This window comes from Sanguibacter inulinus (assembly GCF_013415325.1).
Lineage (GTDB): Bacteria > Actinomycetota > Actinomycetes > Actinomycetales > Cellulomonadaceae > Sanguibacter > Sanguibacter inulinus.
Genome location: NZ_JACBYE010000008.1, coordinates 53246 through 67046 on the forward strand (window position 1 = coordinate 53246; position 13801 = coordinate 67046).

A 13801-nucleotide genomic window follows, 5' to 3' on the forward strand; every position below is an offset into this window, starting at 1 on the left:
GCACGCAGCCCGGGCTGGCCGTCAGACGGAGACGGAGATGCTCCGCACGGCCCCGACGCGGCCCTGCACCAGGTCGACGTAGCGCAGCTCGACGTTGTGGGTCCCAGAGGGGACAGCGGACAGGGGGACACGCGTCGTGCAGCTCCCGAGTACCACAGACGCCGCGCGGTCGGTCCCGACCACCGACGCCTCGACCGCCTGCCCGCAGGTCCCCGTCACGAGGACGACGACGTCGTGCACACCGGTCTGGCTCTCGACGACCTCGACACCTGTCACCAGCGGCGCGACGACCGTGTACCTGCCGACGTCGACCAGGTGCCGGTCACCCTCGTAGCGGACGGCGACCGCGTGCTCGACGTCCGCTGCGAGGGAGGCGTCGAGCTCGATCGACCATGCCCCGTCGGTGACCTGGGCCGAGCCGACGGGCGACCCGTCGGCCAGCACGGCCTCGACCGTCGACCCGGACGTCCCGGTCCCGCTGATCACGGGCACCCATTCCTGCAGGCCTGAGGCGGGCGCGCCAGTCACGTCGAGGGGCACGTCTGCATCGAGAGACGACGTCGCTGCGTCGCGCGGCGGCGGTGGCACACCCACCTCGGACGTCGTGGTGGTGCCGGGCGGTGCGGAAGGCGCGGAGGTCGTGCCCGGTGCAGGCGAGTCGGCGGCGGGCGCCCCGGTTTCGCTCTCGGTACCAGGATCGTCCGAGGCCGAGGGCGCCGTCAGGATCTGAGCCGGGTCGGCGGATCCCGTCACTGGTCCAGCCGAAGCCGAGGACGGGCTGCGGTCGAGGAGGACGACCCCGGCGCCGACTGCGACGGCTGTCATCACCACCACGGCCACGGCGGCCGCGACCCGCCGGCTCACTGCCAGTGACGTCATCCTCCACGGGGCGCCGGACGAAGCCTCGCCGAGAGCCGCGCGACCGGGCACGTCGCTGACAGGCCGATGGTCGACGACAGCACCGCCGACAGACCCCACGTCGCCAGGCAGCGCGACCGGGACCCCCGCGAGCAGATGCTCGGCCGCCGCTCCCCCGGTGAAGAAGACCGGCAGGAGGACCGCGGGGAGCCGCCGAGCGACGGCGGCGATCTCGGTCGCGGTGCGAGCGCAGTCCTGGCACGTGGCGGTGTGGGCGTCGATGCGGTCCTGATGGCGCGGGGTCGCGTGGCCCCGCTCAGAGAGCGGGAGGTGCTCGACGACCCAGCGGCACTCCGGGCCCCGCTCGCTGCCCCCGACGTGCGCTGCGAGCCACGACCTGCGCAGCCCTTCCCGCGCGCGTCGGACGAGGGCAGCCCCGGCGTTCGGAGCTATCCCGAGCCTGTCAGCAGCATCCTGGACAGGCATGTCCTCGACCTCTGTCATCCAGAGGATCGCCCGCCACCTCTCGGGCAAGGACTGGAAGGCCTTCACCAGGACCACCCTGTCTGCACTCTGCTCGTCGTGGCCGGGGACCGAGACGTCGAGCCTGTCGGCGAGCTCGGTCAGGCCACCGACAGGTTCGGCGCGACGGCGACGCGAGATGCTGACCGCGACGTTGCGCACGGTCCGAGCCAGGTAGGGGCGGAATCCGCGCGTGGGACCGCCACCGTCGCAGACCGCTGTGAACACGGCCTGGAATGCCTCTTGGACGATGTCCTCGGGGTCGGCGATCGTCGAGTAGCGGCCCGCGACCGCGAGCGCGACGCGCACGTGCCTGCGCCAGAGCTCGCCGTACGCGTCCCTCTCGCCGGCACGGACGCTGACCAGGAGGTCTTCGTCGGTGGTGGCTGAGCTGACGAACCCGCCCAGGTGCGCGTCGGTCGTCACTGGTGCCCACCGCGCTGGCTCGCCGAGGTGAGGTGCCGCTCTGCGACGTCGTCAGCCACGGGGTCCTGGGCTCGGAAGAGGTCGACCGTCGTGCAGGAGGTCTCGGAGGTGGTTCCGGTGAGGTCTGTCGCTGTGGCCTCGACGAGGTGCCCGTGGACGAAGTCCATGGCTGGCGGCTGGACGACCCATCCCCCGTCCTGCTCGACTGTCGTCCGGGAGGTCGAGCCGTCGGGGAACGTGACGGCGATGGTGTCCCCGGGGACCCCGTGCCCCGTGAACCGGTTCCCGTCGGTCGGGTCGATCTCGGGCGCGCTCGGCTGTCGCGGACCGATGGTGGGTGCACCCTCCGACGGGATCTCGGCAGGTTCCTCAGAGGGCACGAAGGTCCCGTCGCTCTGCGGACCGATCGGGGTGCTGTGTCGCGCGACGACCTCGAAGGTGGGGGTGGCCGAGGCCTGGTCTGAGACGGCGATCTCCGTGATCTCGCCGTGCGCGTGGGAACCGAAGGCGAGCTGTCCGTCGCCTGTCGACCACGCGACCCCGAACACCGTGCCGGTCCCCGGTCCGACAGTCCCCTCCGGCAACGTCCATGCTGTGGCAGAACCGTCGACGGGGTCGACCCGGACGATCGTCTGCCCGTGGACACCCCAGAGGTACCCGCCGGACGGAGCGAGGTCGCCGAGCCGAGCACCATCGGGCAGGTCCAGCGGAGTCATGGTCTCCGCGAAGGTCCCGTCTGCGGCGATGTCGACGGCGAGCAGGACATCTCGTCCGCCCGCGTCTGGCACGTCTGCGACCACGGCCAGGTAGGTGTCGGAGTACACGCCCTCGCCGAAGGTCCCGCCGGTGACGGTGCCGTGCTGGCCGGCCAGGCTCGCGAGCGCACCGAGGCGCGTGATCGCCCCTGCTGCGTCGAGCACGACGAGATGGACGTCGGCCTGACCGTGGGAGATCTCGACGGCGTAGAGCCTGCCGTCGCTCGCCTTGGAGGCGAGCCCATGGTGAGCCGCACCTCCAGGGGTGCCGGCACCGACAGGTGAGAAAGAGAGCGACGAGCCGGTCCGTGTCCCAGCAGAGAGCCGGGTCGACAGACTCGTCCCTGAGGACATGTAGACCACTCCGGGCCGAGGAGCCACGAGAACTTTCGCGACCCCTGCCGCTGGACCGCCGGCTGCGAAGACCAGACCGCCGGCGACGACGACCGCGAGAGCACAGCGAGCCCGGCTGCCGACTCCTCCCGACGCTGCACGGTGGGACTCCTCGGGAGGTGCCGACCGGCGGCGAGCAGTGGTCATCAGGCGTGCGGTCGTTCCATCCATGGTCACGCGTCTCCTCGACGGGTCGTGGGCGCGCCCTCGACACGGGCTTGACGACTCGTGAGGTGCTGGGCGGCTGGGGGCCCGCACCTGCGACCTGTGCTGCGTACTGGTGCGGGGGGCATGCCACACGGAACCAGAAGCTCAGCGCTCCTCTGAGTGCCGAGCCGTCGCCGCGCCGGTGGTGGGTGGACCTCTGAGTGACGACACCATGCAGTTAGGTGGTTCGCCTCGTCGTGGACACCGCGTCGCCCCAGGACGCCCTGCCTGACGCCGCGACTCTGGTGTCAGGCGTGACCAGGTTGACCGCTCACCACACCCAGGGGAGGCACTCCCTGCCGAGCTCAGGGTCGCTCAGCGCACGCCGTCCCGGCTGTGACACCTGGAGACGAGACGGCTGCGGGCGACACGACCGACCGGAACACGGTCAGGACACCTTTCCCTGGAGCAGGCGACGGAAGTACACCTGCGGCTCGACGTACCTGTCGAAGGCCCAGGTGAGCAGACGCGGCCTGACGAGGTCCACGACAGGCACGCTCGGCTCCGGGCGACCGTCCCTGTCGAACTCGGCGAGCAGCAGGCTGCGCCTCGACGTGGTCACCGGGGCGATCGAGTACCCGTCGTAGGTGCGCATCGGCGCCCCTGTCCGCCGGGCCGCGATGTTGCGGGCGACGACAGGCACCTGCTTGCGCAGCGCCCCGCCCGACGGCAGCGCGTCGAGGTCCGCGACGTCACCCAGACCCCACACGCGAGGGTGCTCCGGGTGCTGCAGCGTGGACGGGTCGACCCTGAGGAAGCCGCCGTCCCCCTCGGAGGCGAGGCCGCTGCCCGCGACCCACGCGGGCGCGCGGTGCGGCGGGGCGAGATAGAGCGCGTCGTACGTCAGCTCCGACGACGCGGACCCCGCACCGGCCACGTCGACGGCCAGCCGACGGGACGCCGCATCGACCGAGGTCACCGTGGCGCCGAAGGTCACCGAGACCCCCTGCTCGGCCGCCTCGGCCCGCAGACGTTGGTCGGCCCTGTCGAGGTCGACCAGTCGGTCACCCTCGACCAGCAGCTCGACATCGATCGCATCCCGCACACCCGTGCGCCGCCAGTGGTCGAGGGCGAGGAACATCGGCTTGAGACCGACCGGGGCGCACGGCACGTGCCGGTTCGAGATGACGAAGACCGCACGTCCCGACGTGAGCGTCGAGAGCATCGTCCAGGTGTCGACAGCCGAGCCGGGCAGATAGCTCGTCGCCGCGTGCGGGGTCTGGACGGCCGCCTCGGACCCCGGGATCGCGTCCCAGTCGACCTGCGACCCTGGGCACACGGCAAGGTCCCCGTACTCGATCTCGTCACCACCGGCGAGGTGCACCGTCGAGGTGGCGGGGTCGACCGACACCACCTCGTCGACGTACCAGCGCACCCCCGACGGCGTGACGCGGTCCTGCGGGCGGCGCAGCTGGTCGAGCGTCGCCTGACCACCGGCGACGTAGGAGAGCATCGGGCGGTAGTGGTGCACCCGCGCAGGCTCGACCACCACGACGTCCTTCGCACCGTCCCTGCGGAGACGGCCCGCGAGCGACAGCCCAGCGTTGCCACCTCCCACGATGACCACGTCATGGTGTCGACGACTGCTCATAGGGCACGCTCCGTGGGGCTCGGGGAAGAAGACCCTTCGCACGCTACGCGTGCTTGCGCCACGGCGCGGGTCGAGAGCAGGGCTGCGAGCGCCGCCGGCGATCGACGACGCACCGGTGGACCTACTCCCCCTGTAGCTCCGCCGTCTCTGCTGGCTCCCCTGCCTCTGCCGGCTCCGCCGCGGCGCCGAGCTCGAGACCGTCGGGGCCCAGCGGGTCGACGAGCACGAGCTCTTCGACCTCCGGGTCCACCCAGCGCTGGTATCCAGGCCCCGTCGCGGCGGTCTCGAAGCGCACCGCGACCCGCCCGTCGTCACGGAGGTGGACCACCCAGCCCCGGCCGTCCCTCGAGGTCTGCACGTCCAGGCCCGGGGCGAGGGCCGCGGCGGTCGCCCGGACCGGCCCGGAGCGGGCGTCGACACTGTCCTGGTCACCGTCGCCGCCCTGGGGACCGTGGCCGTCCGCGCCCGCGTCGTCGGCAGCGAGCTGCCCGGACTGGTCGCTCCCGGCGCGTCTGCCGCCGAAGGGCCCGTCGCCCTCGGGCCCAGCCTCGTCGACCCCGACGTCCATCCCGAGCGGGAGCATCAGCTGGGAGTGCTCGGACAGACCGTGGAAGGACACCCCGAGCAACCGGACGGGCTCGACCACCTCGGCGAGGGCGAGGGCCCGTTGGGCAGCCTGCCGCAGCGCTGTGACGTCGGAGGTGGGTCGGCTCAGCGTCACCGAGCGGGTGATCGTCGTGAACGACGCGACCCGCACCTTGACCACCACGGTCCGGGCGGCGACAGCGTGCCGCTCCAGGCGCCGCAGGGCCGAGTCGGTCACGGCGTCCAGCGCGGTGGCGATCGCCGTCCTTCCGTGCAGGTCGTCGTCGAAGGTGTGCTCGGCCCCCGCGGACTTGCGCTCCCGGACCGTCGTCACCGGCCTGTCGTCCCAGCCACGAGCCACCCTGTAGAGGTTGGCACCAGCTGCTTCCCCCGCCGTCATGACGAGGGTGTCCAGGGGCTGGGCCCGGAGGTCTTCGACGGTCCGCACGCCCAGCTGGTCGAGCCTGGCGGCCGACACCGGCCCGACACCCCACAGGGCGCGGACCGGGAGGGCGAGCAAGAACTCGTCTTCGTCGGCAGGGTCCACGACCCGCACGCCGCCCGGCTTGGCCGCCTCGGAGGCCAGCTTGGCGACGAGCTTGGAGCGACCGAGCCCCAGGGAGACCGACAGCCCGGTCCGTGCGTGCGCCCGGGCGCGGAGCTCGTGGGCCAGAGTCTCGAGGTCCGCGCTCGAGCCAGGCAGGTGGTCGAGCTCGGCGAAGGCCTCGTCGATGCTGATGGCCTCGACCTGGTCCGTGACCTCACGCAGGACGGCCATGATCTGCGCCGAGTAGGCAGAGTAGGCGAGGAATCGCGGCACGACGACGGTGGCCGTCGGGCACAGCCGACGTGCCTGCTCCATCGGCATGGCCGACCGCGCACCGAAGGCACGCGCCTCGTAGGACGCCGTCGCCACCACGCCGCGCGGTCCCACGCCGCCGACCAGGACGGGTCGTCCGCGCAACGACGGCCTCTGGTGCTGCTCGACGCTCGCGAAGAACGCGTCGGCGTCGAGGTGCGCGACCGTCGGACGGCGACGCATCTGCGGAGCACGCATCGCGTTGAGCGCGGCCTGCGCTGCGGGGATGCCGCGAGAACGGTCGAGGGGCACGACTGGACACCCTCCTTCGCTGGGACTGGGCCGGGCTGGGACCACGCCGGACCGAGACAGTGCCGAGCGCGAGCCGGGCGGGTGCCGGCCGGTCCCGGACAGAGCCCGGGCGCGGCTGGCCGGGCAGGAGATCTTACGTTTCGGGACTGACAGGCTCCCAGCGGAGCAGGTCCCCGGGCTGGCAGTCGAGGGCCTCGCACAGCGCCTCGAGCGTGCTGAACCGCACGGCCTTCGCGCGACCGTTCTTGAGCACTGCCAGGTTGGCCGGCGTGATGCCGACGAGGTCCGCGAGCGCTCCCACCGTGATCTTGCGCCGCGCCATCATCACGTCGATGTCGACGACCACCGGCATCAGACCACCTGCTCGAGCTCGGCCTCGAGGTCCTTCGCCTGCGCGTCGCGGGCGACAGCCTGGGCGAGGAGCATCCGCAGGACGAGGACGACGAGCGCGGCGAGCACGACGAGGAGCCCGGCACCTCCGACGAGCAGGACGACCCCTGGGGCGACAGCCTCGCCGGGGGCGAGGACGACTCCGAGGGCGAAGACCAGCAGGGCGGCTGCGGTCACGGCACCGAGGACGATGTCGACGTAGCGGAAGGACGCGTGGGAGAACACCGTGCCTGCGCGCACCATCGACAGGAGCCGCCAGACGCACACGAGGACCACCTGGACCGTGAGGATCCCGAGCACGACGATCCCCAGGACCGGCACGCGCAGGTGCTCGGCCTCGGGCGAGAGGTCGTCGAGGTCGGCTGCGAGCAGCGGGACCATCACACCGAGGACGGCGAGAGACCCGGCGAAGGCTACGGCGAGCACAGCGCGCAGGGCGGGGACGACGATCGTGCTCATGGCAGCTCTCCTCTATCGATCAACGGTCACAACCTATCGACTTTCGATAGGGCGCACAAGGCTGCCAGATGGAGACCAGGTGAAGTTCTCCGACACCGGGCCAACGCCAGGAACGTGCGGCGCGCCGTCGCGCTCACTCCGTGGACATATGTTCAGTGACCCAAGTCACAAATGTGACCTGCAGATTTTGTAATCTCTTGACGATCTGCGCACCTCTGGCAGAACAGTCATGCGTGCAGAAGCGTGGCTTTTCCGTAACACTGACGCAACACCGATCGCAGTCGGCCGTAACACCAGGCCACCAAGGTGTGGGTACCGCAGGACCAGGACGAGTGCACCGTCGCACTCCTCCCCCGCGGCTCCACCACCCACCACCGACCGATCCACCCCACAGCTCCACTCATCATCCGGGTCCAGGGGGCCCACAGCCGGAGGTCACGAGATGCGTTCACATGCTCGCCGTACAACACCAGGCCTGGCGATCGCCCTCGCCGTAGCCGTCGCCCTCACCGCATGCGGGCAGAAGTCCACCGACGACGAGACAGGAGCCGCGTCAGGTTCCAGCGAGTCAGCCTCTGCCGACCTGGCCATCGTGCCGATGGTCCAGATCGACCCCGACGGAGTCGAGGTCGAGTCCGCGGCAGGCGGCGACGCCGTCGACCCCGCGGGTGACGGGAGCGCCACCTGCGCCGCCACCACCACCATCGCGATGGCCGGTGCGTTGACCGGTCCGAACGCCGCACTCGGGCAGAACATCCTCAACGGCGCACAGCTCGCGCTCGACAAGCACAACGAGGCCAACGCCGACTGCCAGGTCGTGCTCAAGTCCTTCGACACCGAGGGCGACCCGCAGAAGGCCACCCAGGTCGCGCCGCAGATCGTCGGAGACGCGAACGTCCTCGGCCTCCTCGGCCCCGCGTTCTCGGGCGAGACCAAGGCGACCGGCGACATCTTCAACCAGGCGGGCCTGCTCTCGCTCTCTGCCTCGGCCACCAACCCTGACCTCACCACCCTCGGGTGGAAGACCTTCTACCGCGGCCTCGCCAACGACGCCGTCCAGGGCCCGGCCGTCGCCAAGTACATGGTCGACACCCTCGGCTACGCCAAGGTCTGCGTCGTGGCCGACAACTCCGACTACGGCATCGGTCTCGCCGAGCAGATCACCGCGGGCCTCGGCGACGCCGCAGACTCCTCGTGCTCCGCCTCGGTCAAGACCGGTGACAAGGACTTCGCCGCCGCTGTCCAGATCATCAGCGGTGCCGAGGCCGACGCGGTCTTCTACGCCGGCTACTACGCCGAGGCAGCACCCTTCGTCCAGCAGCTGCGTGACGCCGGGGTCGACACCACCTTCGTCTCGGCCGACGGCACCAACGACCCGCAGTTCGTCGAGCAGGCAGGCTCGGCATCCGACGGCGCCGTGCTCTCCTGCCCGTGCGGCCCGGCACCCGACGCCTTCGCGACCGAGTACGAGACCGCCTTCGAGGCAGCCCCCGGTGTCTACTCCGTCGAGGGCTACGACCTCATGACGATCATGCTCGCCGGTATCGACTCGGGCATCACCGACCGAGCAGGCCTGCTCGACTTCGTCGCCAGCTACGACGGTGCCGGCCTCGCCCGGAACTACTCGTGGACCGACACCGGCGAGCTCACCTCCGCACTCATCTGGATCTACGACGTCGAGTAGCACCCGCCGCCCCGCCGGCAGCTGACCTCGCGCTCCCGGCCCGCCACCACGGCGGACCGGGAGCGCGGGCTGCTTGCGGGGCGCACCACGACGGACGTCCAGCACAGGAAAGAGAGAGTGCAGCACATGACAGGTGGTCTTCTCCACACCATGGTCGTGGCGGAACCCCTCATCGGGTTCGACGTCGCGGCCCTCGGGCGGAACTTCTGGGCGCTGACCGTCGACGGGCTGACCTACGGGTCCGTGTACGCCCTCGTCGCCGTCGGCTACACCCTCGTGTACGGCGTCCTGCGCCTCATCAACTTCGCGCACTCCGAGGTGTTCATGCTCGGGATGTTCGGGCAGTACGCGGCCCTCATGCTGCTCGGCTTCGGCCCGAGCGGCGACGCGTACGACATGGGGATCGTCATGACGGTCCTCTACCTCGGAGCCGCCATGATCGGCGGCATGGCCATCTCCGGCGGCGTGGCCGTCGGCCTGGAGCGGGTCGCCTACAGGCCGCTGCGCAAGCGCGGTGCCCCGTCGCTCGTCTTCCTCATCACCGCGATCGGTGCGTCCTTCGTGCTGCAGGAGTTCGTGCACTTCGTGCTCCCCCGCCTCACCGGCGGCACGCTCGGCGGCGTCAACGCCCAGCAGCCCATCCGGCTCGTCGAGCCCGAGGTGCAGTTCCAGATCGGCTCCGCCAACGTCACCAACGTGACCCTCATCATCGTGGTCTCCGCGCTGCTGCTGGCCCTCGCGACCGACCAGTTCATCAACCGCACCAAGTTCGGCCGCGGCATCCGTGCCGTCGCGCAGGACCCCGTGACGGCCACCCTCATGGGGGTCTCACGAGAGCGCATCATCATGCTCACCTTCCTCATCGGCGGCATCCTCGCCGGCGCCGCCGCGCTGCTCTACACGCTCCGCGTCCCCAACGGCATCGTCTACTCGGGCGGGTTCATCCTGGGCATCAAGGCCTTCTGCGCCGCGGTCCTCGGGGGGATCGGCAACCTGCGCGGAGCTCTCCTCGGCGGGCTGCTGCTCGGGGTCATGGAGAACTACGGACAGGTCGTCTTCGGCACGGAGTGGCGCGACGTCGTCGCCTTCGTCCTGCTGATCCTCGTCCTCATGGTCAGGCCCACGGGCATCCTCGGCGAGTCTCTCGGGAGGGCACGCGCATGACGACCCCGAACGCACCCACACCCGCGTCGCCGGGCGACGGAGAGCACGGGACCCCGTCCTCCGGCTCCTCGCCTGCCCCGCTCGCGAAGGGCACCTCGCCGACTGGCAGCTCGTCGACATCACCCCCGTCCACCGACCCTGCGCACAGCACGACGACAGGCCTGCGACCCCACTCCGGTGTGGGCGACGCCGTCCGTCTCTGGTGGGACGCCCAGGCCAGGCCCACCCAGTGGGCCCTCGGGCTACCCCTGCTGATCTTCATCGCTCTCCTTCCGATCTTGCAGATCCCGGTCCTGACGACAGTCGGCACCAACTTCGGCGGCGTCATGGCCCAGTTCGGCATGTACGCGCTCATCGCGATCGGCCTCAACGTGGTCGTCGGCCAGGCGGGGCTGCTCGACCTCGGCTACATCGGCTTCTACGCGATCGGCGCGTACACCGTTGCCCTGCTCACCAGCCCGTCGAGCCCCTGGAACCAGACCGGCGACGGCGGGTGGCTCTCCCAGGACTGGGCGTGGCTCGCCGCGCTGCCGATCGCCGTCGCGATCACCGCGCTCTCGGGACTGCTCATCGGCTCCCCCACGCTGCGTCTGCGCGGTGACTACCTCGCGATCGTCACGCTCGGCTTCGGCGAAATCGTCAGGCTGCTGGCCGACAACCTCGACGGCATCACCGGCGGCGGTCGGGGCCTCGCCCAGGTCGCCTACCCGCGAGCCGGGGTGAGCGAGACGAACCCCAACGGTGTGTTCTCGGCCGGCTCGGGCTCCGGAGCCCTCAACTCCGGGGTGTGGTGGTACTGGCTGAGCATCGTGCTCATCGTCGTCGCGCTGCTGTTCGTGGGGAACCTCGAGCGCTCACGCGTCGGTCGCTCGTGGGTCGCGATCCGCGAGGACGAGGACGCCGCCGAGATCATGGGCGTGCCGACCTTCAGGTTCAAGCTCTGGGCGTTTGTCATCGGCGCCTCGATCGGCGGTGCCTCCGGCGCCCTCTACGCCGGGCAGGTGCAGTTCGTGAACCCCACGAACTTCAACGTGATCAACTCGGTCCTGTTCCTCTGCGCCGTCGTGCTCGGGGGTCAGGGCAACAAGCTCGGCGTGATCCTCGGGGCCTTCGTCATCGTCTACCTGCCGAACTTCTTCCTCGGCCGGACCGAGATCTTCGGCATACCGATCGACGGTACCCAGATCGCGGAGTACAGGTACCTGTTCTTCGGCATCGCCCTCATGGTGCTCATGGTCTTCAGGCCGCAAGGGCTCCTGCCCGTGCGGCAGAAGCTCCTCACCTACGGCCGCGAGCTGTACGTCGCAGCCCGCCGCACCATCAAGGCGCAGGACAGCGAGCTCCACGACGGCTCGCACCACCGCGCGGGTCGTGGCAGCACCGGTCGCGGCAGCACGGGGCCCGACAGCACAGCGAAGGAGCAGGCATGAGCAGCCACGAGCCTGGCGGCATCGGCGCGGGCGCCGAGCACGGCGAAGAGCTCCGCAACCCTGAGCAGGGCGCCGGTACCGGACCCGCAGAGAAAGACCTTCCCGGTGGAGGGGTCGAAGAACCCGTCGTCGTGGACGTCGCCGACGTCCACCCCGAGCTGGCCGACCCGACCGTCGTCGCCGAGAAGGTGGCCTCGGACCGCGAGGTCCACACGGCCGTCGGCGAGCCGCTGCTGCGCATGGACGACGTCACGGTCCAGTTCGGTGGTCTCACAGCCGTCGACGGCGTGACCTTCGACATCCGTCGCGGGGAGATCCTCGGGCTGATCGGGCCCAACGGGGCGGGGAAGACCACTTGCTTCAACGCGATGACGGGGGTGTACAGGCCGACGTCGGGGACTGTGGTCTTCGACGGCGAGCCCGTCGGCCGCAAGAAGCGCTACCAGATCACCCAGCTGGGGATCGCCCGGACCTTCCAGAACATCCGGCTCTTCAACGAGATGACAGCCCTCGAGAACGTCGTCGTCGGGACAGACGCCCGGCACCGAACCTCGGTCCCCGGCGCCGTCTTCCGCACGCCCCGGCACCGACGAGAAGAACGCGAGGGCATCGACCGCGCGATGGCGCTGCTCGAGTTCGTCGGCGTCGGCGGCAGGGCGACCGATAAGGCCCGCAACCTCTCCTACGGGGACCAGCGTCGCCTCGAGATCGCCCGCGCGCTGGCCACCGAGCCCAAGCTGCTCTGCCTGGACGAGCCGGCCGCAGGCTTCAACCCCGCCGAGAAGGAGTCCCTCATGGACCTCATCCGGCAGATCAGGGACGACGGGTACACGGTCCTGCTCATCGAGCACGACATGAAGCTCGTGCGCGGGGTGACAGACCGCATCGTCGTCCTCGAGTTCGGCAAGGTGATCGCGCAGGGCACCCCTGACGCCGTCACGAGCGACCCGGCGGTCATCGCCGCCTATCTGGGGGTACCCGACGATGCCACTGCTTGAGATCTCAGGGATGACCGTCGCCTACGGGCGCATCGAGGCCATCCGCGACGTGTCCATCACCGTCGAGACCGGGGAGCTCGTCACGCTCATCGGTGCCAACGGTGCCGGGAAGACCACGACCATGCGGGCCCTCTCGGGCGTGCGTCCGCTGTCGCGCGGCACGATCGTCTTCGACGGCAAGGACATCACCCGCATGAAGCCGCACCTGAGGGTGGCCGCGGGGATCGTCCAGGCCCCCGAGGGCCGCGGCGTGTTCGCCGGCATGACCGTCATGGAAAACCTGGAGATGGGGTGCTTCGCCAGGCCCTTCGACTCCAAGGCCGAGCACGACGAGACCGTCGAGAGGGTGTTCACCTTCTTCCCGCGGCTCGCGGAACGGCGCACCCAGCTCGGCGGGACCATGTCCGGCGGCGAGCAGCAGATGCTCGCGATCGGCCGGGCGCTCATGGCCAGGCCACGGGTGCTGCTGCTCGACGAGCCGTCAATGGGCCTGGCACCGATGATCATCCAGCAGATCTTCCGGATCATCTCGGAGATCAACGCGCAGGGCACCACGGTGCTCCTCGTGGAGCAGAACGCGCAGCAGGCACTCTCGAGGTCCGACAGGGCCTACGTGCTCGAGACAGGGTCGGTCGTACGGACCGGCGAGGGCAAGGCGCTCCTCGCCGACCCGGCGATCAAAGAGGCCTACCTCGGGGTGGGCTGACCGAAGGTCAGCCGGACCACGGCCTCGCTCGTGCCCTGGGCACGGGCGAGGTCGGCCACGAGCCTCTCGACGACGCGGACGTCGTGCAGAGGATAGGCGAGCATGACAGCGCCGACGGGCATCCCCCGGCGTCGGGCGTAGGCCTGCACGAGCGACGAGACGAGCGGGCTGATCTCGGCCCGCTCGGTGCTGGGCTGCTCGAGCACCTCGGGAAGGGCCGAGCCTGCGGTGTCGAGATCGAGGTCCAGCACGAGGTCGAGGTCGCCGATCGCCGCGTCGACCATCGCTGCGGCGAAGGCACAGTCGGCGGCAGCGGACGCGGCGGAGGCAGCGGAGACGCGTGCTGCAGGAGTCGTGAGGACGGGCTCGGCGACGGCAAGGTCGACACCTGCTCCATAGCTCTCGGTCATCTCTCTCCCTCGTCGTCGTGGCGCGGCTCCCGACGCTGGGTTCCGCGGTCCGGGCGTCCCGGACACCTGTCTCATCGGCCGGTCGACGCCGGGCGTGAGTGTCTTGGCGGCA

Annotated in this window: 12 protein-coding genes; 5 read left to right on the forward strand and 7 right to left on the reverse strand. The window is 70.5% G+C overall.

The annotated features are described in order from the left end of the window. Positions 1–21 precede the first annotated feature (21 nt). From HZZ10_RS05210 to HZZ10_RS05235, 6 genes are all read right to left on the reverse strand, one after another. The gene (locus HZZ10_RS05210; protein ID WP_179912697.1) at positions 22–1806 is read right to left on the reverse strand and encodes a sigma-70 family RNA polymerase sigma factor; all 1785 of its coding nucleotides are present in this window, start codon (positions 1804–1806) and stop codon (positions 22–24) included. Next, positions 1803–3125, reverse strand: coding sequence for a DUF6923 family protein (locus tag HZZ10_RS05215; RefSeq protein ID WP_179912698.1), 1323 nt, complete (start codon positions 3123–3125; stop codon positions 1803–1805). Before HZZ10_RS05215 ends, HZZ10_RS05210 begins: the two co-directional genes overlap by 4 nt. Positions 3126–3549: 424 nt before the next feature. After that, on the reverse strand, positions 3550–4752 hold the full coding sequence (locus HZZ10_RS05220) for an NAD(P)/FAD-dependent oxidoreductase (RefSeq protein ID WP_179912699.1): 1203 nt from the start codon (positions 4750–4752) through the stop codon (positions 3550–3552). 121 nt (positions 4753–4873) lie between these two features. After that, a complete protein-coding gene (locus HZZ10_RS05225) occupies positions 4874–6448 on the reverse strand; it encodes a DNA polymerase IV (RefSeq protein ID WP_179912700.1) in 1575 nt (524 codons plus the stop codon). Between the two features lie 133 nt (positions 6449–6581). Then, positions 6582–6800 carry a helix-turn-helix domain-containing protein gene (locus tag HZZ10_RS05230; RefSeq protein ID WP_056133498.1) on the reverse strand — a complete coding sequence of 73 codons (219 nt, stop codon included), beginning with the start codon at positions 6798–6800 and terminating at the stop codon, positions 6582–6584. Beyond that, complete coding sequence (locus tag HZZ10_RS05235) at positions 6800–7297, reverse strand: DUF2975 domain-containing protein (protein WP_179912701.1); 498 nt, start codon at positions 7295–7297, stop codon at positions 6800–6802. The genes HZZ10_RS05230 and HZZ10_RS05235 overlap by 1 nt, the downstream gene beginning before the upstream one ends. A 442-nt stretch (positions 7298–7739) precedes the next feature. Here HZZ10_RS05235 and HZZ10_RS05240 point away from each other — a divergent pair, with 442 nt between their 5' ends. The 5 genes from HZZ10_RS05240 (at position 7740) to HZZ10_RS05260 (ending at position 13279) form a co-directional block, all read left to right on the forward strand. Then, positions 7740–8981, forward strand: coding sequence for a branched-chain amino acid ABC transporter substrate-binding protein (locus tag HZZ10_RS05240; RefSeq protein WP_056133501.1), 1242 nt, complete (start codon positions 7740–7742; stop codon positions 8979–8981). 126 nt (positions 8982–9107) lie between these two features. Beyond that, positions 9108–10145 (forward strand): branched-chain amino acid ABC transporter permease, encoded by a 1038-nt coding sequence (locus tag HZZ10_RS05245; RefSeq protein ID WP_228087105.1) that lies wholly within the window; start codon positions 9108–9110, stop codon positions 10143–10145. Continuing rightward, positions 10142–11575 (forward strand): branched-chain amino acid ABC transporter permease, encoded by a 1434-nt coding sequence (locus tag HZZ10_RS05250; RefSeq protein ID WP_228087109.1) that lies wholly within the window; start codon positions 10142–10144, stop codon positions 11573–11575. Before HZZ10_RS05245 ends, HZZ10_RS05250 begins: the two co-directional genes overlap by 4 nt. Continuing rightward, a complete protein-coding gene (locus tag HZZ10_RS05255; RefSeq protein ID WP_056133506.1) occupies positions 11572–12573 on the forward strand; it encodes an ABC transporter ATP-binding protein in 1002 nt (333 codons plus the stop codon). Before HZZ10_RS05250 ends, HZZ10_RS05255 begins: the two co-directional genes overlap by 4 nt. After that, positions 12560–13279: an ABC transporter ATP-binding protein gene (locus HZZ10_RS05260; RefSeq protein ID WP_056133509.1), complete on the forward strand. Its 720-nt coding sequence runs from the start codon at positions 12560–12562 to the stop codon at positions 13277–13279. The genes HZZ10_RS05255 and HZZ10_RS05260 overlap by 14 nt, the downstream gene beginning before the upstream one ends. Here HZZ10_RS05260 and HZZ10_RS05265 read toward each other — a convergent pair. Next, complete coding sequence (locus HZZ10_RS05265; RefSeq protein WP_179912702.1) at positions 13261–13689, reverse strand: hypothetical protein; 429 nt, start codon at positions 13687–13689, stop codon at positions 13261–13263. The two genes, HZZ10_RS05260 and HZZ10_RS05265, sit on opposite strands and share 19 nt — an antisense overlap. Positions 13690–13801: the final 112 nt, after the last annotated feature.

Excerpts from the sequence above, each read along its gene's own strand:
- HZZ10_RS05215 (WP_179912698.1), bottom strand. The coding sequence starts at position 3,125 with ATGGATGGAACGACCGCACGCCTGATGACCACTGCTCGCCGCCGGTCG.
- HZZ10_RS05220 (WP_179912699.1), bottom strand. The coding sequence starts at position 4,752 with ATGAGCAGTCGTCGACACCATGACGTGGTCATCGTGGGAGGTGGCAAC.
- HZZ10_RS05230 (WP_056133498.1), bottom strand. The coding sequence starts at position 6,800 with ATGCCGGTGGTCGTCGACATCGACGTGATGATGGCGCGGCGCAAGATC.
- HZZ10_RS05235 (WP_179912701.1), bottom strand. The coding sequence starts at position 7,297 with ATGAGCACGATCGTCGTCCCCGCCCTGCGCGCTGTGCTCGCCGTAGCC.
- HZZ10_RS05240 (WP_056133501.1), top strand. The coding sequence starts at position 7,740 with ATGCGTTCACATGCTCGCCGTACAACACCAGGCCTGGCGATCGCCCTC.
- HZZ10_RS05245 (WP_228087105.1), top strand. The coding sequence starts at position 9,108 with ATGACAGGTGGTCTTCTCCACACCATGGTCGTGGCGGAACCCCTCATC.
- HZZ10_RS05250 (WP_228087109.1), top strand. The coding sequence starts at position 10,142 with ATGACGACCCCGAACGCACCCACACCCGCGTCGCCGGGCGACGGAGAG.
- HZZ10_RS05255 (WP_056133506.1), top strand. The coding sequence starts at position 11,572 with ATGAGCAGCCACGAGCCTGGCGGCATCGGCGCGGGCGCCGAGCACGGC.
- HZZ10_RS05260 (WP_056133509.1), top strand. The coding sequence starts at position 12,560 with ATGCCACTGCTTGAGATCTCAGGGATGACCGTCGCCTACGGGCGCATC.
- HZZ10_RS05265 (WP_179912702.1), bottom strand. The coding sequence starts at position 13,689 with ATGACCGAGAGCTATGGAGCAGGTGTCGACCTTGCCGTCGCCGAGCCC.